The 23960-nt window shown below is 38.4% G+C and carries 23 protein-coding genes and 6 tRNA genes; 28 read left to right on the forward strand and 1 reads right to left on the reverse strand.

From position 1 onward, the window contains the following. Positions 1-148: 148 nt before the first annotated feature. The 19 genes from D9782_RS06190 (at position 149) to rocF (ending at position 14965) form a co-directional block, all read left to right on the forward strand. Positions 149-223, forward strand: a tRNA-Glu gene (locus D9782_RS06190). Positions 224-250: 27 nt separating this feature from the next. Beyond that, positions 251-326, forward strand: a tRNA-Val gene (locus D9782_RS06195). A gap of 4 nt (positions 327-330) precedes the next feature. Continuing rightward, positions 331-406 (forward strand) — tRNA-Thr (locus D9782_RS06200). 45 nt (positions 407-451) lie between these two features. Beyond that, positions 452-536: transfer RNA gene (locus D9782_RS06205), tRNA-Tyr, on the forward strand. Positions 537-546: 10 nt separating this feature from the next. Then, positions 547-621: transfer RNA gene (locus D9782_RS06210), tRNA-Gln, on the forward strand. 213 nt (positions 622-834) lie between these two features. Continuing rightward, a tRNA-Lys gene (locus D9782_RS06215) sits at positions 835-907 on the forward strand. Between the two features lie 299 nt (positions 908-1206). Continuing rightward, positions 1207-2496, forward strand: a complete 1290-nt coding sequence (locus D9782_RS06220) for a hydroxymethylglutaryl-CoA reductase, degradative (RefSeq protein WP_026681905.1) — start codon at positions 1207-1209, stop codon at positions 2494-2496. Continuing rightward, positions 2493-3461 carry a mevalonate kinase gene (gene mvk / locus D9782_RS06225; RefSeq protein WP_121604328.1) on the forward strand — a complete coding sequence of 323 codons (969 nt, stop codon included), beginning with the start codon at positions 2493-2495 and terminating at the stop codon, positions 3459-3461. The genes D9782_RS06220 and mvk overlap by 4 nt, the downstream gene beginning before the upstream one ends. Before the next feature lie 22 nt (positions 3462-3483). Then, positions 3484-4458 (forward strand): diphosphomevalonate decarboxylase, encoded by a 975-nt coding sequence (gene mvaD, locus D9782_RS06230; protein WP_026681907.1) that lies wholly within the window; start codon positions 3484-3486, stop codon positions 4456-4458. A gap of 12 nt (positions 4459-4470) precedes the next feature. Continuing rightward, the gene (locus tag D9782_RS06235) at positions 4471-5574 is read left to right on the forward strand and encodes a phosphomevalonate kinase (protein WP_121604329.1); all 1104 of its coding nucleotides are present in this window, start codon (positions 4471-4473) and stop codon (positions 5572-5574) included. A 590-nt stretch (positions 5575-6164) separates the two neighbouring features. Further along, positions 6165-6362 (forward strand): hypothetical protein, encoded by a 198-nt coding sequence (locus D9782_RS06240; RefSeq protein WP_121604330.1) that lies wholly within the window; start codon positions 6165-6167, stop codon positions 6360-6362. Positions 6363-6908: 546 nt separating this feature from the next. Beyond that, entirely contained in the window at positions 6909-7733 is an 825-nt protein-coding gene (locus tag D9782_RS06245; protein WP_121604331.1) for a PHP domain-containing protein, read from the forward strand. Next, a complete protein-coding gene (locus D9782_RS06250) occupies positions 7730-8524 on the forward strand; it encodes a sugar phosphate isomerase/epimerase family protein (protein ID WP_051388220.1) in 795 nt (264 codons plus the stop codon). Before D9782_RS06245 ends, D9782_RS06250 begins: the two co-directional genes overlap by 4 nt. Beyond that, a complete protein-coding gene (surE, locus tag D9782_RS06255; protein ID WP_026679639.1) occupies positions 8521-9306 on the forward strand; it encodes a 5'/3'-nucleotidase SurE in 786 nt (261 codons plus the stop codon). The genes D9782_RS06250 and surE overlap by 4 nt, the downstream gene beginning before the upstream one ends. Beyond that, positions 9307-10353, forward strand: coding sequence for an ABC transporter substrate-binding protein (locus tag D9782_RS06260; RefSeq protein WP_026679638.1), 1047 nt, complete (start codon positions 9307-9309; stop codon positions 10351-10353). 25 nt (positions 10354-10378) lie between these two features. Next, positions 10379-12118 carry an ABC transporter permease gene (locus D9782_RS06265; RefSeq protein WP_240455814.1) on the forward strand — a complete coding sequence of 580 codons (1740 nt, stop codon included), beginning with the start codon at positions 10379-10381 and terminating at the stop codon, positions 12116-12118. Further along, positions 12115-13152, forward strand: coding sequence for an ABC transporter ATP-binding protein (locus D9782_RS06270; RefSeq protein WP_121604332.1), 1038 nt, complete (start codon positions 12115-12117; stop codon positions 13150-13152). Before D9782_RS06265 ends, D9782_RS06270 begins: the two co-directional genes overlap by 4 nt. A 394-nt stretch (positions 13153-13546) precedes the next feature. Continuing rightward, positions 13547-13744, forward strand: a complete 198-nt coding sequence (locus D9782_RS06275) for a hypothetical protein (RefSeq protein ID WP_121603754.1) — start codon at positions 13547-13549, stop codon at positions 13742-13744. Between the two features lie 318 nt (positions 13745-14062). Next, entirely contained in the window at positions 14063-14965 is a 903-nt protein-coding gene (rocF, locus tag D9782_RS06280; protein ID WP_026679754.1) for an arginase, read from the forward strand. A gap of 138 nt (positions 14966-15103) precedes the next feature. Here the strand turns inward: rocF and D9782_RS06285 are convergent, their stop codons facing one another. Further along, positions 15104-15256, reverse strand: coding sequence for an aspartyl-phosphate phosphatase Spo0E family protein (locus tag D9782_RS06285; RefSeq protein ID WP_080668607.1), 153 nt, complete (start codon positions 15254-15256; stop codon positions 15104-15106). 148 nt (positions 15257-15404) lie between these two features. Here D9782_RS06285 and sigW point away from each other — a divergent pair, with 148 nt between their 5' ends. The 9 genes from sigW (at position 15405) to D9782_RS06330 (ending at position 23898) form a co-directional block, all read left to right on the forward strand. Next, positions 15405-15968, forward strand: a complete 564-nt coding sequence (gene sigW / locus D9782_RS06290) for an RNA polymerase sigma factor SigW (RefSeq protein WP_026679755.1) — start codon at positions 15405-15407, stop codon at positions 15966-15968. Positions 15969-15974: 6 nt separating this feature from the next. Beyond that, positions 15975-16616: a zf-HC2 domain-containing protein gene (locus tag D9782_RS06295; protein ID WP_345739469.1), complete on the forward strand. Its 642-nt coding sequence runs from the start codon at positions 15975-15977 to the stop codon at positions 16614-16616. A gap of 190 nt (positions 16617-16806) precedes the next feature. Further along, positions 16807-17628 (forward strand): diadenylate cyclase CdaA, encoded by an 822-nt coding sequence (cdaA, locus tag D9782_RS06300; RefSeq protein WP_026679757.1) that lies wholly within the window; start codon positions 16807-16809, stop codon positions 17626-17628. Continuing rightward, positions 17621-18859 carry a CdaR family protein gene (locus D9782_RS06305; RefSeq protein WP_026679758.1) on the forward strand — a complete coding sequence of 413 codons (1239 nt, stop codon included), beginning with the start codon at positions 17621-17623 and terminating at the stop codon, positions 18857-18859. The genes cdaA and D9782_RS06305 overlap by 8 nt, the downstream gene beginning before the upstream one ends. 57 nt (positions 18860-18916) lie before the next feature. Continuing rightward, positions 18917-20263 carry a phosphoglucosamine mutase gene (glmM, locus tag D9782_RS06310; protein WP_026679759.1) on the forward strand — a complete coding sequence of 449 codons (1347 nt, stop codon included), beginning with the start codon at positions 18917-18919 and terminating at the stop codon, positions 20261-20263. A 154-nt stretch (positions 20264-20417) separates the two neighbouring features. Further along, on the forward strand, positions 20418-21011 hold the full coding sequence (locus tag D9782_RS06315; RefSeq protein WP_026679760.1) for a TetR/AcrR family transcriptional regulator: 594 nt from the start codon (positions 20418-20420) through the stop codon (positions 21009-21011). A 17-nt stretch (positions 21012-21028) separates the two neighbouring features. Beyond that, on the forward strand, positions 21029-21712 hold the full coding sequence (locus tag D9782_RS06320) for a YqeB family protein (protein WP_026679761.1): 684 nt from the start codon (positions 21029-21031) through the stop codon (positions 21710-21712). Positions 21713-21835: 123 nt separating this feature from the next. Then, complete coding sequence (locus D9782_RS06325) at positions 21836-22525, forward strand: response regulator transcription factor (RefSeq protein ID WP_026679762.1); 690 nt, start codon at positions 21836-21838, stop codon at positions 22523-22525. Further along, positions 22525-23898: a sensor histidine kinase gene (locus D9782_RS06330; RefSeq protein ID WP_026679763.1), complete on the forward strand. Its 1374-nt coding sequence runs from the start codon at positions 22525-22527 to the stop codon at positions 23896-23898. The genes D9782_RS06325 and D9782_RS06330 overlap by 1 nt, the downstream gene beginning before the upstream one ends. Positions 23899-23960 lie beyond the last annotated feature (62 nt).

Raw genomic sequence — 23960 nt, forward strand, 5'->3', positions numbered from 1 at the left:
ACCTTTGATCTTGTAGGGGTTGAAACGAAAAAATAAAAAAAATTAAATTCCCCCTTTACAAACCATTCATATCTGGGTATAATAAAATTCGTTGGTTTACGACAGAGTTTAACAAAATTCGTTGTAACATATGGCCAAATAAATGTTTGGCCCGTTGGTCAAGTGGTTAAGACACCGCCCTTTCACGGCGGTAACACGGGTTCGAATCCCGTACGGGTCACCAATATTATTTTAATATACGAGTGGTTTTGGAGGATTAGCTCAGCTGGGAGAGCACTTGCCTTACAAGCAAGGGGTCGCAGGTTCGAGCCCTGCATCCTCCACCATAAAGCCGGCCTAGCTCAACTGGTAGAGCAACTGACTTGTAATCAGTAGGTTGGGGGTTCAAGTCCTCTGGCCGGCACCATTTTTTACAAACCATGAATAAATTATAATATATAGTTAACAATATGGAGGGGTAGCGAAGTGGCTAAACGCGGCGGACTGTAAATCCGCTCCCTCAGGGTTCGGCAGTTCGAATCTGCCCCCCTCCACCATTTTTATTGTTGGGCTATAGCCAAGCGGTAAGGCATCGGGTTTTGATCCCGTGTACCCCAGGTTCGAATCCTGGTAGCCCAGCCATTTTTTTATTTATGGGTCTTTTTTTAAGAAGAGCCCTATTTTTTTGATGAATGAATTTTTCAACACGAGCCATTAGCTGGCCGCAAGCATCAGCGAATTAACTACTAGATGCAGGCCTGCGAGGAGTGTGGCATCAGCGAGTTGTCATTCAACACGGCGAGCACCATTTTTTGTCAAGCTAAAGCTTAACGTATAAATTATTATTTTCAACACGAGCCATTAGCTCAGTCGGTAGAGCATCTGACTTTTAATCAGAGGGTCGGAGGTTCGAATCCTCCATGGCTCATTTATATTAATAGTATAGAAACGTCATATAAAAGGTGGGATAAACAAGGTCGTTATGGAATGTAGCAGCCTTGTTTATTTGCATTTTAGAGTGATTTTTTACATAATAGTAACAGTTATTTTTTTATACATAGCATGGTATTATGATATCATGTTTTCTTGAGTGAAAGTCCTTAAAGAGAGACAACATTTTCTAATGAAAAATGGTACAATCGTGATATAATTTTACTATAGATAATGCCTGATAATAATTTATTCCGTACGAATTTCTATATACAACAATTAAAAGGATGATAGGCAATGGAGACCTCCAGAATTCCTGGTTTTTATAAGAAGTCGGTGGAAGAACGCAGAGATTTGCTGAGAGACATGCATGGGTTGACAGATCAAGATATAAATACCTTAGCTGAGAAGGAAGCGTTATCCCCTGATACAGCTGATAAGATGATTGAAAACGTTATTGGTACTTTTCCCCTTCCGTTAGGATTAGGATTGAATTTCTTAATTAATGGGAAAGAATATGTAGTACCAATGGCGATTGAAGAACCTTCTGTTGTTGCTTCTGCTAGCCATATTGGGAAAGTAGTGAGAGAAGCAGGAGGTTTTACAACTGAAGCAACAGAGAGAGTCATGATCGGACAAATTCAGGTTGTTGGATGCCCAGATTTGCAACAAGCTAAAGATAAATTGGTAGCAAAGAAAGATGTACTAATTGAAAATGCTAATGCTGCTTACCCAAGTATTGTGGCAAGAGGCGGTGGTGCAGAAGACCTTGAAGTACGCATACTAAATGAAGAATCCAACTCAGCTTATCAGCAAATGCTTATATTGCATTTATATATTAATACATGTGATGCAATGGGAGCGAATATTATAAATACCATGGTTGAATCGTTAGCTCCGATGGTTGAAGAATTAACACAGGGCAAAGTTTATTTGCGTATTTTGTCTAATTTTGCGGATAAATGCTTAGCACGCGCAAAGTGTGTTATTCCTCCTGAGCTTTTAAGAACTGGTGATTTTTCTGGTGAGGTAGTAAGAGATGGTATAGTAAGCGCCTATGAGTTTGCTGCTTCTGATCCCTACCGAGCAGTAACGCATAATAAAGGAATTATGAACGGTATCGATCCAATTGTAATTGCAACCGGAAATGATTGGCGGGCTGTCGAAGCTGGCGCTCATGCTTATGCGTCTCGAAATGGCCAATATGGTTCAATGACAACGTGGTCGGTTGATAAGTCTGGAAACCTTGTCGGTGACTTAGAATTGCCAATGTCAGTAGGAACGGTAGGAGGATCTATTCGTGTTCATCCTATTGCAAAAATTGCCCATAATATCTTAAATGTTGAATCTGCCCAAGAACTAGCACAGGTAATAGTAGCCGTTGGTTTGGCACAGAATCTAGGTGCGCTAAAAGCATTAGTTACAGATGGTATACAAAAAGGCCATATGGCTTTACATTCTCGTTCTGTTGCTATTGCAGCAGGAGCTACTGGGGAGTTGATCGATATCGTATCTGAGAAATTAGTAGAAATGAAGGAAATCCGTGTCGGAAAAGCTAAAGAATTGGTGGAAGAATATACAAAATGAGTGCAGAAAAGGCAACAACAACAGAAAAAACAGCTATTGGAATAGCTCATAGTAAACTAATTTTAATCGGAGAGCATGCAGTTGTACACGGACAACCTGCTATTGCTATTCCGTTTCCATTAGTAGGTGTAGAGTCCGTTGTGGAACAAGTACCAGGTACAGTGAAAATTGATACTACTTTCTACCATGGTCCACTTACGTTGGCACCAGAATCATTACATGGTATTGTGCAATGTATTCAAGGAACCTTAGAGTATTTAAATATGCCTTGTCAGGACTTGTTAATTCGCATTAAATCCTCTATTCCACCTGGAAAAGGACTTGGGTCAAGTGCTTCAGTGGCTATTTCGGTAGTCCGTTCATTATTTGCTTATTTTAATGAGGACTATACGGATGAGGATTTATTACGATTGGCTAATATAGCAGAAACCTTTGCACACGGTGCTCCAAGTGGTATTGACACGTTGACAATTACATCCCAATCCCCTGTTTGGTATGAAAAAGAGCATCCTATTGACTTTATAGAACTAAGTGATGATTTTCATTTTGTAGTCGCGGATTCCGGACGGATCGGCGATACTCGTTTGGCTGTTGAATCCGTTGCTCATCTAGTAAAGATGGCTCCAAAGAAAATTCATCGTAAATTGGAGCGCATTGGTAAATTAACACATCATGCAAAGCAAGCGTTGGAAAAAAAGGGTAAACATATTTTGGGACATATGTTAAATGAAGCCCAAAAAGAACTAGAGGCGTTAGGAGTAAGTGATGCTGGCTTAAATCGCTTAATTAATTTTGCCCGAAAAGAAGGAGCATTAGGTGCGAAACTAACAGGTGGCGGTAATGGAGGTTGCATTATTGCTCTTGCCCAAAATGAGGTACACTCCAGACAGCTCGCTGATAAATTAAGAAAATTTGGCGCTCATGCTGTTTGGCCATTTGTTCTAAAAGGAAATAAGGACAAATAATAGCATAGAAGGAGACTCATGCATGAAAGCAACTGCTAAGGCACATACAAATATTGCCTTAATTAAATACTGGGGAAAGCGAAATGAATCCATTATACTACCAACAAATAATAGCCTATCACTTACCTTAGACGGCTTTTATACAACAACAACCGTAGCGTTTGATGATTCTCTTTCTGAAGATCGATTTAAATTAGATAACCAACTGATAGCAGGTGATCAGTATAATCGTGTTACAGCATTTCTTGAACTGATAAGAAAAATGGCAGGGAAGCACATTTATGCAGATGTTGAATCGGTAAACGATGTTCCGACTGCGGCAGGCTTTGCTTCATCAGCATCTGGTTTTGCTGCATTGGCTGCTGCTGGTACGAAAGCAATTGGATTGAATTTAACCAATCAAGAGCTTTCTCAATTAACACGTCAGGGCTCTGGATCTGCTTGTCGTTCTATATATGGAGGCTTTGCGGAATGGGAAATGGGAACGAAAGAAGACGGTTCAGATTCATATGCTGTACCGATCGCACCAGCTGACCATTGGGATATCCGAGTCGCCGCGGTAGTGTTATCATCTACCAAGAAAAAGGTGTCAAGTCGTACAGGTATGAAGCGGACGGTAGAGACGTCGCCATTTTTCCAAGGGTGGATTGATAGTATCCCAAATGATTTAACACAGATTAAACATGGCATTCAAGATCGTGATTTTCAAAAAGTCGGGGAAATTGCTGAAGCGAATTGCTTGAAAATGCATGCAACAACTTTAGGTGCTAATCCGCCATTTACTTACTGGCATGATACTACACTAGCCGTCATGCAAACAATTCAAGAAATGCGTGCTCAAGGTATTCCAGCTTATTTTACAATTGATGCAGGACCAAATGTTAAAGTTCTCTATTTACCTGAGCATGAAAAAAATGTCGAACAGACACTTATAAATTTACCTGGTGTATCAGATATACGATTAAGTAAACCGGGTCAAGGAGTAACCTATTTGTAGGGGTTGAACGATTTGTCACAAACATCAATGACTATAAAAGTACCAGGAAAATTAATGATGGCTGGAGAGTTTGCCGTATTACAACCAAATAACCATTTGGTTGTAATGGCTGTTGATCGTTATGTATTTACGACAATCCAGCTAAAGGATACTAACAAGATTAGTTTAATGGATTTTCAATTAACGAATCTATCATGGAAATATAGCGATGGGAAAGCTGTCATTGCCTCTGATGATCCGCGAACCCGTTTTGTAGAAGAAGCTATGACAATTGCCATCACTTATTTGAATGAAAAACAAATTTCACCAGCACCTTTTCAACTAACTATCAATAGTGAGCTAGATGATGAATCTGGTGTAAAATATGGGCTAGGCTCTAGTGCTGCTGTAGTAACCTCAGTTATTGCTGCTATTTTAAAACAATTCCTCCCATTTGACCCTACTGCTCAACTAATATTCAAACTTGCATCGATCTCACATGTTATTACACAAGGAAATGGATCGGGTGCTGATGTAGCGGCATCTTCATATGGAGGTTTTCTTGAATATTCCTCTTTTCAAGCAGAATGGTTAAGAAAAGCTCATAAAGATGCTAAATCTCTAACTGAACTTTTGCAATGTGACTGGATATATTTTTCGTTAGAGCCGGTTCAATTGCCGAAAAATGTCTATATGTGTATTGGTTGGACAGGTAGCCCTGCATCCACACCGAAACTTGTCGATAAGATTTTACAATTGAAATCGGATAATTTGACACAATTTAACCATTTTCTCTCGGAAAGTGAAAAGGCGGTTTCGAAGATTTTAACCGGAATGAAGCAGAATAATGTAGAATCCCTGTTCGATGGTGTTAAGCAAAATCGACACGCGTTGGCAACGGTTGGACAACATGCAAAAATAGCTATTGAAACACCTCTTCTTTCTAAACTATGTGACTTGGCAGAAGCTTGTGGAGGTGCTGGTAAACCTTCCGGCGCAGGGGGTGGCGATTGTGGAATTGCTTTTATGCCCTCACAAGAACAAGCGCAGCAACTAATGGAGATGTGGGAAAAAGCAGGAATAAAACCACTGTCACTAAACCCAAGTCCATTTGGTGCAAAAATAGCTGAATCATGATGAATATATGGATGTTACCATAAGGTAGTATCTTTAGCTTAAAATGCAAGCAGTCTCTGGCTTATTTGCCGGGGATGCGGATATACAGAACAAAGTGAGACTCCCCTTTATCTGAAGGAGAGTTTTTTTATAGTTTAGAAAATTACATGTTGATAAATATGGGCGCTTTGAGTCGCGCCCAGAAACGAGGCGACTTCACGAATTCCTACGATAAGTCATCATCGACTCGCAAGCACTCCTTGATTCCTTTATCTCCGTTGATGCGCTCCAGTTGCTACATTTCTATCGGGAGCTTCCGCTTTTGTTCTAAGTTAAGAAAGTATAAAATCGGTGCAATGACTGCGTTAAGCCAAGTAGTTATTTTGAAATGTTTGATGTATATTGGCAATGCTCCGACTAATTACTTCGCTTTCCGTGGGCACGGCCTCAACTAACTTTGCAAAGAAGAACACGTTGCAAAGTGGATTTTCGGCTCGCGCTAATCCCGCAGGAGTCTACGTAATTAGTCTCCGCTATGCGAAGGTGCAACAATTTTGTCATAAGTAATAGGTTGACTTTTTTTACAATGGGTAAAGTGAAAATCGTTATCCGTGAGTATAAAAGCAGCTGTGTTACTTCATGCTAGCGTTGTAGAGCCTGATAATAGCGAAGGCCGGCCACTTCAACTCCTGTGGGAAATGTTTGACCTGAAGATCCACTTTTTTGAGCGGGTTTTGCTAAAAAAGTTAGCTGAAGGACAAACCCCACGGAAAGGGAAGTGGGTAGCCGGAGTGGTGGTCAAGCAGTAGCTATTATTCCATAATAGCTACTAGAGGAAGCGTAAATCTGAGCATTTAGTGATAAGGACTGAGCGAATTTTGCTCCGTTTTTTTTATGTTTTGCTGCTGTTAAAGGGCGCTTACCCCTTGTTTGTAGACTTCCTATTTAAAAACTCCTCTTATGATTAGAAAAAAGCTCCTACAATTTAAGCTTTAGTTAATAAGTACGCTCCATTTATTAACGGCTAGTAGCCTCTGTTTCCTTTTGTTACACAGACAACTCAAATTTACAATAATTTTAAATATAGCTCCTACATGAACTAGATGGTATTAATATAACGTAAATAATTTACTTCCCCTTTACAATTTAAGCTGACTATGACCATCCCTCTCCCTGTTAGAGCTTAAAACATCAGCATTTCTAATAACTTTCCATATATTGGGGTAAAAATAGATGATTAACTTTCATTTACAAAAAAACAGCTTTTATTTAATTATGGCTTTAATCTTCCTTTACATTTGGCTACTACAATAAAGTTAGACATCGAAATAAGTGTGTTGGAAAGGAGGATCTTGATGACTAAAACAGAATTACACATTCATTCGACATTTTCCGATGGAGGTTATAATCCAGCAGAAATAATAAACAAAGCAGCAGCAACAGGTATACAAATTCTTTCTTTTACGGATCATGACGCTATTGGTGCTTATGATGCAGCTTTACGCCATGCGGAAGCGAATCATATTACGTTAATTCCAGGGATAGAGCTCAATACAGATGGGGAAGACGGAGAGCTACACATCCTTGGGTATTTTTTTGATCCTCACCATAGGAAAATGTTTGAGTATACATTATGGCGCAAACAGGAGCGTACTATATGGACCAAAAAGATAAATACGCTGTTAAATCAGCTTGGTTATCTGATTACGTTTGAAGGTGTAACGCAGCATGTCCCTGGAGAGATTATCGTACGTACACATATAGCGGAAGCACTTGCAAAAGAAAAATATTTTACAACGGCAAGAGAAGCTTATGAGGAATTATTAATTAAAGGTAAGCCAGCATTTGTGGAGCGTGCTGCTTTTTCTGCAAAAGACGCAATTGCGTTAATTCATGACTGTGGTGGGGAGGCTTATTTAGCACACCCCGGAACGTATTCCTCTCCAGTTCCGATAGATAATTTAATATCGTATGGGATAGATGGGATAGAGGTATACCATTCTAAACATAGCGAGGAAGATATCCATCATTGGTTAGCGTATGCCAAAAAACATGAGCTGCTCGTTTCCGGTGGTTCTGATTATCACGGAACGGAAGCAAGGAATTCTGTTGCAATAGGAAGTGTGCAGTTGGATGAACAATCCAAACAACATTGGATGAAACGAGTTGATCAATTATGAAATTTTTTATATCTTCCTCTTTATGTTGGGATTACCACCCGAAAGAAGTAATAACACTTGCTAAGAAGTTTTGTTTTTCAGGTGTAGAAATGTGGGCTGAACATATCTACCATCATGATGCTAATGCTAAGGTATTGCGTGATTATGCTAAAGAAGAGGGTATTGCTTTAACATTACATGCGTCCAGCTGGGATCTCAATATTTGTTCCATTAATAAGGGGATACAGGAGCAATCAGTGAAAGAACTAAAAAAATCAATTGATTTAGCGTCACAATTACAAGTGTTACACATGACGTTTCATCCGGGCAGATTTACGGTGAAAGATTATCTTTGGGAATATCATCAGGATCGCTTAATTGAAAATACGCAGGAATTATTAGCGTACGCTGCCGATAAGCAGGTAACACTGTCGCAAGAGTTAATGGAACCTATTGCTAAAGAGATTTTAACCCAACCAAAACATATGAATGTGTTTCAAGATAAAGTGGGTACAGAGCTTCCGGTTACTTTGGATATTGCACATGTTCCTTTGCATGAAAGCTCGATTCAATATTTGGAGCAATTAAGGTTTGTAAATAGTATTCACCTTAGTGATTCTAGTAAAGAACAATATCATGTTCCTTTAGGTGAAGGAGAGGTAGAGCTTCAGCACATATTAGAAGTTCTATCTACTATGGATGTTCCAATTGTACTAGAAGGTATGGACACGTCACGTGAATTAACTTTTTTAAAAAAGCATATTCAATTTCTTTATAACCATAAGTGGATCGAGAGGAAGGTATCTATTTGAAAATATTAATTACAAATGATGATGGCATTTTTGCACCTGGTGTGCAGGCGTTGGCAGATTTGCTTTCCCATTTTGGTGAAGTAACCGTCGTTTGCCCTGAAACAGAAAAAAGTGCCTATAGCCATAAAATAACGTTAAGACAACCATTGAAGTTAAAAAAAGTTGATTTTGCCTCACATGCAGAAGCCTTTGCTGTCAACGGTTCACCGGCAGATTGTGTCAAGCTTGGTATGGAGGTCTTACTTCCAGAAAAACCGGATATTGTTTTTTCTGGAATTAATATCGGACCGAATGTTGGTCGTGATTTGTACTATTCTGGAACAATTGCTGCTGCGCAAGAAGCAATGCTCTATCAGGTTCCTTCTGTTTCTGTGTCTTTAGAAACATTTGATAGCCGAAAAATAAAATTTGATATCGTGAAACAATTACTTTATCAAGTTGTGGAGGTGATTGTACAGAATAAAATCCCCAAAAATTTAATGCTTAATGTGAACTTACCTTACACGTCAAAAGAGCTCTGTAAAGGTGTTCGGGTGGTTCCGATGGATTTATCGGTATCACGCTATAACTTTGCTGGATTAAATGATCCCCACGGTCACATTTATTACTGGCTGAAGGATCACTATCATGAATTAGAGCTAAATGAAGGAACAGATTATCATTTGCTACGAGAAGGATATGTTACTATCTCGCCTATTGAATTAGTGCACACACGAAAGAGAAGAATTGATCAATTAACACGCTGGTTTTATCAATATACAAATTTACAGGAGGAAAAATAAATGAAAAGAATGGTTCTTTTTATGACATTATCATTGCTTTTAATATTTCTTGCGGCTTGCGGTGAAAGTGGAACTAATTCGAATGAATCTGATAAAGATAAGGATTCGAATGCGAGTGCAGCTAGTGATATGAGTGGTGAAATAGAGTTTTACACTTCCCAGCCTGATGTAGATGCGGAGAAGCTGGTGGATGCATTTAATCAAGAATATCCAGATGTTAAGGTAAACATATTCCGCTCAGGAACAGAAGAAGTAATCAGTAAAATTAACGCAGAAAATCAAGCTGGAGAAGTACAAGCTGATGTTTTACTAGTAGCAGATGCTGTAACCTTTGAAGGTTTAAAGAAAGAAAATATGCTAATGAATTATATGTCTCCAGAAGCTGAATCCATTCCGAACGATTTTGTTGATCCGGACGGTATGTACACGGGTACAAAAATAATGGCTACTGGTCTGATTGTAAATACAGATAAGGTTTCCGCAGCACCAACCTCATGGCAGGCGTTAACATCAGAAGATGCAAGCGACCAAATAGTCATGCCAAGTCCATTGTACTCTGGTGCAGCAGCATATAATTTGAGCGTATTGACCCGTAATCAAGCATTTGGCTGGGATTTTTATGAAGCTGTACAAAAGAATAGTCCAATGATTACGGAAGGAAATGGAGCAGTAATGGAAAACGTATCATCCGGTCAAAAATCATATGGGATGGTCGTAGACTATTTAGCTGCTCGTGCGGCAAATGACGGTTCTCCAGTTCAATTAGTTTATCCAGAAGAGGGTGTACCTGTCATTACAGAACCAGTTGGCATCATGGCAGATACCGATCAAGAGGAAGTAGCGAAGGCTTTTGTTGATTTTATCTTGTCTGAAAAAGGGCAAAAAATGCAAGCAAAGATTGGATATACTCCGATTCGTGAAGGAGTTGAACCACCAAAGGGTTTAAAATCGCTTGATGAAATTAAGGTATTACAAGCTCCGATAGAGGAGTTATATGAAAGCCGTGCATCAGATAAAGAGAAATTTGATGAACTGTTCTCCAAATAAGGATTACTAATTGTAGGTGATTGTATTGAATAATAAGGATTGGAATACTTTAACTAAAATAGAAGGGATGCGCAGAGGCGCATTTCCTTCTAGGTTATTTAACATATCATTGAAAACAGTTGGCATTATACTGGTAGCTATATTTTTTATCGTTCCTATCATTCGATTGGTGATGATGAGCTTTACAACGGAAGAAGGATTTTCATTACAGTATTATCAAGAGATTTTGCAGGATCAGCGAACATGGCAAGTGTTAAAAAATACGTTGATAATTGTAACTGGATCTACCATCATTGCTTTTATACTGGGTACGTTTTTTGCTTGGATTGTAGCATATACAGATATTCGTATGAAACGCCTGGTACAATTGTTTGTTTTTTTACCTTTTGTTATTCCTTCCTATATCACCTCGTTGGCATGGGTTCAATTTTTTGGCCCTGGTGGATTAATGGAGCGTATGGTGGCTTTCTTATCATTACCGAGCCTTTCCTGGGATTTGTATAGTATGTCTGGAATTATCTTTGTCATGGGGATTAGTCATTTTCCACTCGTTTATTTATTTTCTATCCATGTATTTCGAAAAATACCTCGAGAAATGGAGCTGGCTGCCCAAATATCTGGATCAACGCGATGGAATACGTTTAAAAAGATCATTCTGCCTATGGCACTTCCTGGCATTGTAGGTGGTTCATTTATTGCATTTTTAGGAAGTTTAGACAATTTTGGAATACCTGCTTTCTTAGGTACACCTGCTGATATCCCTGTATTATCCACATATATTTATCAACAAGTGATTGGCTTTGGTACATCCGCATTTAATCATGCTGCGGTATTATCAATGATACTAGGGGGCGTGGCGGTGACTGGTCTATTCGTCCAATGGCTGTTATTAAGGAAATCGAAACAAGTAGAAACAACCAAATTAGATTATACGCCTCGTTATACTTTGGGGAAAAAGCGAATTGTTGTTGAAAGTATGATGTGGCTGTTCTTTGCTGTTACAAGTATTTTTCCATTAATTTCAATGGCAATGCTTTCGTTTTTACGTGCATATGGTCTTGATTTCCTTCCAGAAAATTTCTCGCTGAAAAATTATCAATACATTCTAACGAGTAATTCTACGATAGATGCTATTTTTACTAGTATGAAACTAGCTAGTGTGACTGCTGTTATAGGAATAATCGCAGGAACCATATTTGCTTATTTGCGTATTCGTAAAACGAACACCACGATAAAAGTGATGGAAACGGCAATTACAGTTCCTTATGCATTACCTGGGATGGTTTTAGCGTTAGCGATGATATTTGCATGGATGGAACCAATTAAAGGTTGGAACCCAGGTATCTATGGATCTGCCATCATCTTATATATTGCCTATATTACGAGATTTTTAATTTTACAGATAAGGAGTGGTGTGACAGCATTTCAGCAAATAGATATTCAGATTGAAGAGGCGGCACGAGTTAGTGGAACAAATGGTATAGGTAAGTGGAAGAAAATCTTGATTCCTTTAATTACACCAGGGATTTTAGGTGGAGCATTGTTAGTGTTTCTTAGTGCTTTATCAGAGCTTACTGTTTCTTCTCTACTATACGCTTCGACATCTGAGACGATTGGTGTGTCTATATTAAGCTTTCAGCAATCGGGCTATTCTTTATATGCTACGGCCTTCTCTAGTATTATTGTAGCTTTAATTGTGCTTGGATATTTAGTGCTATTTGCTGTACAGCGTTTTTGGAGCAGAAAGGTGGATAAAAGTAAATGAGTACAACTGTACAAAACGTAACCAAAAAATTTGGAAGTTATCAAGCACTTCATCGTATTAATCTATCCATTCAAGAAGGGGAATTTCTTGCGATTCTCGGTCCATCTGGATGTGGGAAAACAACACTATTACGCTTATTGGCAGGGTTTGAGTCACCTACCGATGGAAGTATTTTATTGGATGGTATAGAGGTAGCAAATGCGAAAACAGCTACTCCTCCAGAGCAAAGAAACGTAAGTATGGTATTCCAATCATTTGCCTTATGGCCGCATATGAATGTAAAGGAGCATATTCAATTTCCCTTACAGCATCACCGTTTTGCTGATAAAGCAATAAAGCAAGATGCCAATCAGCGAATTCAGGAGGTGTTGGAGATTGTTAACTTAACAAACTTTTCTGACCGAATGCCTGGTGAATTATCAGGTGGTCAGAAACAGCGTGTTTCACTTGCTAGAGCGATTGCTCCGAAGCCGAAATTATTGCTAATGGATGAACCTCTAAGTAATCTTGATGCAGAGTTACGTATGGAGATGCGACGGGAAATTCAAAACCTCCACCAATTAACCAAGGCATCTATAGTGTATGTTACGCATGATCAAGGAGAAGCTCTGGCAATGGCAGATCGAATTGTTGTGATGAATAATGGAGAGATAGAACAAATTGGTACGCCTGAAGAGATTTATTATCATCCAGAGACGCCGTTTGTTGCAAAATTTGTGGGAAAAGCTAATTTGTTCGAGGGTAGTTGGGAAGGAGATTCCTTTACCCTTAAGCATAGCAATGTGAAGTGGAAGGATTGGGGCATCTCCAATAAATTAAAGGAAAAGAGTATCTATCCATTGCGACCAGAGCAAATTACATTATCAAGAAAAGAGCACGGGGAGCTTACCGGTACTATTAAAACAAAACAGTTTCAAGGAAGGGATTATCACTATTCCGTAGCTGTGAATGATCAAGTTATTATCGGACATATACCGCTTAGTAAACCATTTGAAGTTGGTGAAAACGTCTCGGTTATCCCAATAGAAGGTTAGGTTGGGCATCATGCAGTTATTCTACGTAGATTTTTGGAGAATGGATGTGATCTGGATATCATATTATGTCAAAATCTTAAATAGTATGATCTATAGCGACTAATGCTTTAAATATAAGTCAAATACAGCCATTGGCTGTATTTTTTTTAAGCGAAGTAGTTATTTTGAAATGTTTGATGTATATTGGCAATGCTCCGACTAATTACTTCGCTTTCCGTGGGCACGGCCTCAACTAACTTTGCAAAGAAGAACACGTTGCAAAGTGGATTTTCGGCTCGCGCTAATCCCGCAGGAGTCTACGTAATTAGTCTCCGCTATGAGAAGGTGCAACAATTCTTGTCATAAGTAATAGGTTGACTTTTTTTTACAATGGGTAAAGTGAAAATCGCTATCCGTGAGTATAAAAGCAGCTGTGTTACTTCATGCTAGCGTTGTAGAGCCTGATAATAGCGAAGGCCGGCCACTTCAACTCCTGTGGGAAATGTTTGACCTGAAGATCCACTTTTTTGAGCGGGTTTTGCTAAAAAAGTTAGCGGAAGGACAAACCCCACGGAAAGGGAAGTGGGCAGCCGGAGTGGTGGTCAAGCAGTAGCTATTATGGAATAATAGCTACTAGAGGGAGCGTAAATCTGAGCATTTAGTGATAAGGACTGAGCGAATTTTGCTCCGTTTTTTTAGGTTTGCCCATTATGGCGTGGTGGGCTCCAATGGGGTGAAAGTCTCTCAGTACGACCTAGTAGTGATAAGTACATAGCCAAAAGCAAGGGTGTCCATGCTGCTGAAGGATCCAGTACTAGATAAGGGTGTAGGAAATATGACGTTATATTTGAGTATGCATATATATACAATCTAATGTCGAGTTGAGTCATCTTGTTTTTTCTGTCTACAATAGAGTAAAGGGGGCGCTTACATGAAGAACAAAATATCAATTATTGGTGTACCAATGGATTTAGGTCAAAGCCGCCGTGGAGTGGATATGGGGCCTAGTGCTATGCGCTACGCAGGCGCTATTGAAAAATTAGAAGAATTAGATTATCAAATCCATGATCTCGGTGATATCCCGATTAATCGTCCGGATAAACCTACGACGGATAATAGTAGTAATTTAAAAAATTTAGCTCAAGTGGTTGAGGCAAATCAAAAGCTAGCAGAAATGGTAGATAAAGAAATAGAAAAGAGACATTTTCCTTTAATATTCGGCGGAGATCATAGTATTGCAATTGGTAGTTTAGCCGGGATATCCAAGCATTATGAAAATCTTGGTGTGATATGGTATGATGCACATGGTGATTTAAACTCTGGAGAAACTTCACCATCAGGTAATATCCATGGTATGCCGCTAGCTGTTAGTTTAGGAATTGGTCATGAAAAGCTAACAAATATTTTAGGGTTTGCGCCAAAGATTAAACCAGAGAATATTGTGATTATTGGTGCACGCTCACTCGATCCTGGCGAAAGAGAGTTGATTCGCGACAGGGGGATCAAGGTCTATACGATGCATGAACTAGATCGAATGGGAATGCCAAAGGTTATGGAAGAAACGATTTCTTATTTGAAAGAACGTACGGATGGAGTGCATTTAAGCTTGGACCTTGACGGGCTTGATCCATCAGAAGCTCCAGGAGTAGGAACACCAGTTATAGGTGGTATTACTTATAGAGAAAGTCATCTGGCAATGGAAATGCTTGAAGAATCAAAACTACTGACGTCTGCAGAGTTTGTCGAAGTCAATCCAATTTTGGATGAAAAAAATAAAACTGCTACTGTTGCTGTCGGATTAATGGGATCACTTTTTGGAGAAAAATTGAAATAATAAAATGAATAGCAGTGGTGAAATTTTCGATCAATAAAAAAGACATTAAATTTCAAACTGGAAATTTGATGTCTTTTTTTACCCTAATTTCTCTATTTTTATTGTGTTGTAACGTGATGTTTTGTGAATACATACATATTATTTACTGTTATGAAGATATTCATTAATGAGCTGGTCTAGCTTCATACTAGAAGAGATGACAGCTTCGGAAGTTAATGCATGTGAGTTACTCAGAGATATCATTTCTTCTCGACATTTTTCGATTTTTTCCAATAAAACATAATTACTCACAAAACTATCCTCCTATCTAGTATACTATAATAGGAGAGTAGCCAAATTTTTGCAATCATAAACATAGATAATTTTTCTGTTATTTTTTGAAACCTTTTCGAGGAGTTATTCGTAACATGAATACCGCATAGTTGGCGGAGGTACCAATATGGATGAAATGATAAGAGAGAGAATAAAACAAGTGAAAAAAGGAGATCAATCAGCTTTTGAGGATGTGGTCTCATTCTTTCAAAACAAGATTTATCAGCATTGCTATCGAATGCTTGGTAATGCACACGAGGCGGAAGATATAGCGCAGGAAGCTTTTATTCGTGCATATGTAAATATCCATTCGTTTGATGACCGCAGGAAGTTTTCAACATGGTTATATCGTATTGCTACAAACCTAACGATTGACCGTATTCGAAAACGGAAGCCGGATCATTACCTTGATGCAGAAGTAAAGGGGACAGAAGGATTAAATATGTACTCTCAATTGGCTGATAACGGCCGTCTGCCAGAGGAAGAGGTGGAAGGGTTAGAGCTACAACGCTATATTCAACAGGAGATCATACAGCTTCCTCCGAAATATCGAAGTATCATTATGCTTCGGTATATTGAAGAATTTTCCCTTCAGGAGATAAGTGAAATCCTAGACATCCCTTTAGGAACGGTAAAAACCCGAATCCACCGAGGAAGGGAAGCTTTACGGAAAAAGCTTCGTCACGTGTAAAGGAGTGTGACTCACTTGAAATGTAATAATGAAGCTGTAGAATTAATGCATAAATATTTAGACGGTGATATTACCAAAGAGCAAGAGCAAACACTTAGTCAGCATTTAGAGAGCTGCGATGCATGCCAAAGGCATTTTCATGAGTTAAAACGAACCATTACGTTTATTCAAAGTGCAGAACAAATAAAAGCACCAGCGAATTTCACAGCTACTGTTATGGAAAAGCTTCCTACAGAAAAGAAACGAATAAAATATACAAGGTGGTTTAAGGCTCATCCAATGCTTACAGCAGCAGCCATCTTTTTCGTATTTATGCTAAGTGGAATGCTTTCCGTTTGGAATCAGGATAGTGAGCTAGTTGTTTCCAAACAGGAGGACTTGGTCATTAATGGGGATACAGTTATTGTGCCGCAGGATGTGACCGTAGATGGAGACTTACTAGTAAAAAATGGAAATCTCATTATAAATGGTACCATTGATGGAAATGTGACACTCATCAACGGTAAGCTGATAGAAGAACCAATTGAAGGTGAAGGACTGATGGCTTCAGTTGGAGAGGTAAACGGAGAATTAAAGCACGTTGATCAAGTTTTTGAATGGATATGGTACTCAATTAAACAACTGTTTCAAAGTGTTTTTGCATTATGAGGCTACAATAGATTAGTCTGAATATCGGCATTCCGATTTCAGGCTTTTTCTTATACCGTCAAAGTAGTTGATTACTTGCTTACTTTAGAGTGATATCATACATGTTACTGGTAAAATTATGTTATAATAATAACGTTATGGTCACAATGAAACTAGTGTTTAGAAATTTTTCGTAGAAGGATGTGTAATCATGCTTGATGGGGGATTCGACCTGATACAGCTCCTAAGGATAGGCGTAGATATTGCTCTCGTCTGGTATGTTATATATAAATTAATCATGCTAATCAGAGGAACGAAGGCAATCCAGCTTTTAAAAGGAATTGCTGTAGTATTGGCTGTATGGCTTATTAGTATTGTTTTAAATTTACAAACCGTTCAATATTTTACCAATCAGATAATTGAATGGGGACTTATTGTCATCATTATTCTGTTCCAGCCTGAACTGAGAAGAGCGCTAGAACAACTGGGTAGGGGTAATATATTTGGACGAAGCTCACGCTCAGAAGAAGAAATAATTGAACAAAATATTGAAGCGATTATTCAGTCTTGTAATTATATGGCAAAACGACGGATTGGTGCTCTCATCTCGATTGAACGCGAGACAGGCATTGGCGATTATGCGGAGACAGGTATCCCAATTGATGGCAAGCTGACACATCAGCTTCTTACAAATATATTCACTCCAAACACACCATTACATGATGGTGCGGTGATCTTAAAAGGAGATATTATCACTGCCGCAGCATGTTATCTACCATTATCGGAAAGTCCTTTTATTTCCAAAGAACTTGGTACTAGACACCGTGCTGCAATGGGAATTAGTGAAGTTACTGACGCTTTAACTATAGTTGTATCGGAGGAAACAGGTAATATTTCATGTACAAAAAATGGTGAGCTACATAGAGAGCTTGACCAAGAAGGTCTTCGTACATTATTACGAGAGAATTTGTCATTAAGCTTAAAAGCCCCTAGTAAAAAGTCAAAAAAGAGGAGGGGAAACAAAAATGGATAATTGGTTTAGAAGTAAATGGTTTGTCCGTGTCGTTTCCTTGGCCTTTGCGGTGTTGTTTTATGTCTTTGTGTCTGTAGAAGTACAAAATAGACCAAATAATGATGGCTTAACGTTTCCATCGGGGGACAGCTCTCAAGAATTACAGACTTTAGATGATGTGCCAGTAAATATTAAAATTGATAACGAAAAATATGTGGTTAGTGGTGTTCCTGAATACGTATCTGTTTCCATGGAAGGGTCTGCTGGCTTCCTCACTCCTACAATTAAAAATAGGAATTTCAACGTATATGTTGATTTACAAGGATTAAAAGCTGGAGAACATACCGTGGAATTACAACATGATATTTCTAGCGAATTAGATGTTTATATTGAACCAAAGCGGATTGATGTAACCATTGAAGAGAAAGCAACGAAAGAATTCAATGTCATGGTTGACTTCTTAAATGAAAGTCAAATTGCTGAAGGTTATGAGCTAGGTGATTACGAAGTTAATCCTAAAACCGTAACGATTACCAGTGCCAAAAGCGTAATTGATAAGATTGGTATTGTAAAAGCATATGTCGATTTATCTAATTTGGATAAGCCAATTAATAATCGGGAAGTACCTGTTAATGTTTATGATAATCAAGGTAGTGAATTAAACGTGAATGTTGAACCAGGGAATGTTATCATTTCTGCGGATATAGATAATCCGAGCAAGAAAGTACCACTAAGTTTAAAGACGAGTGGGAAGTTGCCGGAGGGCTATGCATTATCATCGATTTCTGCTAATGTAGAGGAAGTGGAAGTGTTTGCAAGCAATAGCTTGCTCCAAAATATTGACGAGATTACAACGGAAGACATCGATTTGTCGAAGATTGAACAATCAGGTACAATCGAGGCGAAGTTAGCCTTACCAGAGGGAGCAAGCGCACCTGGAGTAGAGAATATTAAAGTGGATGTAGAAATAGAACAAACGAAAACCATTAAAGCTTTACCAATTAATGTAGAATCTCTGGGAGATGGACAAGAAGTATCCTTTATCGATCCATCCAATGCAGAGTTAGACATCACAGTTACTGGAAATCAAGCAGACATTGCAAAGCTAAAAGCTGATGATTTCCAAGCATCAATAAATGTGGAAGGTCTGGACGTTGGGGAGCATGATGTCCCAATAACGATTGAAGGACCCGATGGAGTAACCGTTGAAGCTGAATTCGAACAAGCTACGATTGAAATAAGTGAATCTTAATATAGGATTGCTCTCGCTTGATAAACGGTGAAAAGGATATAAAGGAGAGAAACTCACATGGGAAATTATTTTGGAACAGATGGAGTACGCGGAGTAGCAAATAAGGATCTTACTCCAGAATTAGCCTTTAAGTTAGGGCGTATTGGTGGTTACGTATTAACAAAAGAAACGCAGCGACCTAAGATCATCATTGGTCGTGATACGCGGATATCTGGCCATATGCTTGAGGGAGCACTGGTAGCCGGATTACTTTCTATCGGTGCAGAAGTAATGAGACTAGGTGTTATTTCCACTCCAGGTGTTGCGTATTTAACCAAAGCAACTAGTTCACAAGCTGGTGTAATGATCTCAGCCTCTCACAATCCTGTTGAAGATAATGGAATTAAATTCTTTGGTCCAGACGGCTTTAAACTAACAGATGATCAAGAAAATGAAATTGAAGCGCTTATGGACGGAGAAGACGAGTTACCACGTCCGATTGGTGCCGATGTTGGGAGCGTCAACGACTATTTTGAAGGCGGTCAAAAGTATCTATCCTTCTTAAAAGATACGGTTGATAATGATTTTGGCGGATTAAAAATAGCTTTTGACTGTGCACACGGTGCTACATCAAGTTTGGCTACACATTTATTTGCTGATTTAGAAGCGGATATCTATTCTATCGGCTCATCTCCAGACGGATTGAATATTAATGATGGTGTTGGGTCTACACATCCGGAGAAGCTTCAAGCTTTTGTGAAAGAGAAAGATGCTGATATTGGTCTAGCATTTGATGGCGATGGTGACCGATTAATTGCTGTTGATGAAAAAGGAAATCTTGTAGATGGCGATCAAATCATGTTTATATGTGCTAAATATATGAATGAAAAAGGAGCCCTTCGTCATAATACGGTCGTTTCTACGGTAATGAGTAATATCGGTTTTTATAAAGCATTGGAAGAGAATGGCATGCGTAGTGATAAAACAGCAGTAGGGGATCGCTATGTGATGGAGGAAATGCGAAAAGGTGGATACAATCTTGGTGGTGAACAATCTGGACATATTATCTTTCTAGATTATAACACTACGGGAGATGGCATGCTGTCAGCGTTACAATTAGTAAATGTAATGACGGAAACTGGTAAGCCGCTGTCAGAGTTAGCAGAAGAAATGACCATTTATCCGCAAATACTTAAAAATGTAAGAGTCTCTGACAAGAAAGAAGCATTAAATCATCCAGAAATAAAGAAAGAGATTGCAGCAGTAGAAGAGGAACTTGGAGAACAAGGACGTGTCTTAGTAAGACCATCTGGTACCGAACCACTGGTGCGGGTAATGGTTGAATCACCAACGAAAGAAGAATGTGAGAAATATGTTAATCAAGTCGTAGCTGTAATTGAAAGACTGCTTGGAACAAATCATTAATTTTAAATAGTAACTACTAAAAGCCGCCGCTTAATGGGCGGCTTTTAGTATGTATGGATAGTAACTTTTCAATGTTCTTGACAACCATTTTTGTTCCTACTATAATTTGGTTGCTCAATCAAAAAAATGATCAATTGATCAGGAGTTGTGATATATGAATGATAGACAATCCTTTATTGCTGAAGCTAGAAGAGAACAAATTATAAAGGCAGCAATTGAAGTTCTTGAAGAGATTGGTTATGTAAGTGCCAGTTTATCTAAAATAGCTAAAAAAGCAAACATTAGTACTGGCCTTATTTCGTATCATTTCTCGGGAAAAGAAGATTTGATGAATAGTACGCTTGGTTATCTGATTCAGAACGAATTTTTATTCATTCGTAAAAGGGTAGAGCAAAATAGTAAAGCGGAGGAAAGATTAGCAGCTTATATAGATGCAAGTTTAGATTATCAGTTGAAGCATCTTTCAAATAATATTGCTCTAATAGAAATTGTTTTTCATGCACGCACAGATGAATATGTACCTTATTATCTGTTAGAGGAAGAAGAGGGAGATCCAATAACGATATTATTAAAGGATATCTTACAAATGGGACAGACGAATAATGATTTTGCTAAATTTTCCGTTAAAACAGTAGTAACTATTATACGAGGAGCTATTTCAGAGTTTATGCTATCCAATGATTCTAAACAAAGTACGGAACAATATGGAGAAGAATTAAAAAACATGGTATTTAAAATGGTGAAGTAGTGGAGGGAGGAAACAACATGCTAAATGAAGAGACAGTCTTAGGATTAAAGCGATTCGATAAGTTGTTTATCATTGTCATTTCTATTACCGTTGGTGGGCTGCTTGGCTGGTTTATTCCTGTCATCATTGATTGGGTATTAGAGCTGCCATTTGTACCGATGGAAGGTATTATTTCTATAATTGATTCATTAAATCATTTTTGGGTTTCGGTTGTTGCTACAATTGTAGGCGTTATTGCAGGTATCGCTTTTATAGTTTATGTCTTTCATGTAACGCTGAAGGTGAAGGTATCCGATAAACAGATTACTTTAATTCTTGGAGAGATGAGAAGGGATATTCATAAGCAGGCTATTTCTGCAATTTTTATGGAAAATAAAACCTTGATTATTCTTGGAGAAAATAGTAAAGAAATTTTCCGAGAAGACTTGGAGGTTAAAAAGGAAGAGGCAAAGGAAGCCTTTTTATATTATGGTTACCCTTGGAAGAACGAAGACCCTTTTATAAAGGATTATCAACGCTGGGAATTGGGTAATAATCAATATCCTTCCGATATTAATTCTATTCTATACGCTAGAGAACGAGCATTAAAGGAGGATAATGAGGAGGAAGCAAAGCAATTACGTGAAGATTTGGCCAAGCTAGGTGTAGTAATCCAAGATAAACAAAAAGCACAGTATATTCGTTTAATAAAACAGGGGTGAATAAATTCGTGCACCCCACAATGCATTCCAATTTTAGATAGAATCTACATGCTATTTAGCCCCACAATCTGTTCATCTTTCTATAATAGAGAAGAACAAAATGAAGACAGGAGGTAGTAAGCATTGATAACAATCTTAACCGTCGATGATGATGCACATATCCGTGAACTGCTTCGATTCTATTTACAAAAGGAAGGATATCAAATTATTGAGGCCGAAGATGGTCAAGCAGCATTGAAGCAATTAGCGAAGCGACAAGTTCATTTGGCAATTGTAGATATCATGATGCCGCAAATCGATGGATATCAGCTTTGTAAAGAAATTCGTACCGATTATGATATCCCTGTTCTGATGCTTACCGCAAAAGGTGAACTGACAGATAAGGAGAAAGCATATATGGCTGGTACAGATGATTATATTGTAAAGCCGTTTGAACCAAAGGAAGTTTTGTTTCGAATTAAAGCATTGCTCCGCAGGTTCCAAATGCAACATAATGAAAAAATACAACTTGGCAATACAGTGATTGATCGAAAAAGCTATGAGGTTCATACACAAGGGAAGACAATCATACTCCCATTAAAGGAATTTGAACTGTTGGCACAATTGGCGAGTTATCCGAATCGAATATTTTCTAGAGAACAGTTGATTGAATTGGTATGGGGATCAGATTATCCAGGTAATGACCGAACAGTAGATGTACATATTAAGCGACTTCGCGAGAGATTTACCTCAGTGCAGAACGACTTTTCCATTCAAACCATTCGAGGGCTTGGTTATAAATTAGAATTCATTCGTGATGCAGGTGTTCACTAATGCGGACACTTTATGTACGAATTATTGTTACAACGATGGCTATCATGATTACTAGCTCCATTATCGCATTTATTGCTAGTAACGTTTACTACCAGCATGTATTAAAACCAGAAAATGATAAAAAGGTTACTCATATGGCTAACAATATTGTTGATCTTTACAATGGTAGTGATCAATCGATTGGTCATTTTTTAAGGGATATGGCAGATTTAGGATACTCCTTTTATTTAATTGATAATGATGGCCAGAGCAAGACATTTGGCAAACCATTTGATACAACAGAATTGCAATCATCGGTTGTACAGGATGTCTTAAGCGGTAACATATACCACGGCATTGCAAATTATCCTTGGCAGCCCTTTGTAACCGGATTTTTTGATCATGCACTTTCAAATACCATTGGCTTGCCGATAAATGCTAATGACGATAGCTTTGCCTTATTTGTTCGACCAAATTCCGTGCAGCAATTTGGTGAAATGCGTATCTTTTTTGCAGTTATTATTGGACTTGCCTTGTTTTTTAGCTTCTTGTTTGTGCTTTTTAGTACACGCTGGATTGTAAACCCAATTCAGTCATTAACAGTGGCTACGAAAAAAATTGCAGCAGGTAATTATCATATAAAATTAGCTGTTAACCGTAAGGATGAGATTGGACGCTTGGCAAGAAATTTTTCAACCATGAGTGAGAGTTTACAAAAAACAGAAGAAAAAAGACAGGAATTTGTTGCAAGCGTCTCCCATGAAATTCAATCTCCACTTACATCAATTCAAGGGTTTTCACAAGCCCTTCAGGAGGAGAACCTTTCCAACGAAGAACGCATTCATTATCTATCCATTATTGAAAAAGAGAGCAAACGATTATCTGTACTTAGCAGGCAACTGCTTACCTTATCTCAGCTGGATCAAGGCAATAATGAGCTGGAGCGTATTCCATTTGATCTATCGGAGCAGATGAAGGAAATATTATTTACACTTGAATGGCAGTGGCGCCAAAAAAATCTATCGATAGAATGGGATGCTAAGCCAACGGTTATTAACGGCGATCCTAAATTATTACATCAAGTATGGATGAATGTTATAACAAATGCCATTCGTTATACATTGAAAGAAGGAAAGATATCAATAACTGTAAAAAAAGGGAAAGCGAATGTTGAAGTTATTATTACGGACACAGGTATTGGAATTTCTCAAGAAGATATCCCTCAAATCTTTGATCGGTTTTATAAAGCTGATAAAGCTAGAACGCGAAAAGCAGGTGGAACAGGTCTGGGATTAGCCATTACAAAGAAAATTGTAGAATTACATGCTGGAACAATCATGGTTAAGAGTGAAGAAGGGCAAGGAACAGCGATTATTATAACGCTACCGCAATAGTAACGAATCGTTCATCTTCTGTTCATACAAAAGGTCTATATTAGAAGCAGAAGAGGAGGGAA

The organism is Virgibacillus sp. Bac332 (assembly GCF_003667785.1).
GTDB lineage: Bacteria > Bacillota > Bacilli > Bacillales > Amphibacillaceae > Virgibacillus > Virgibacillus salarius.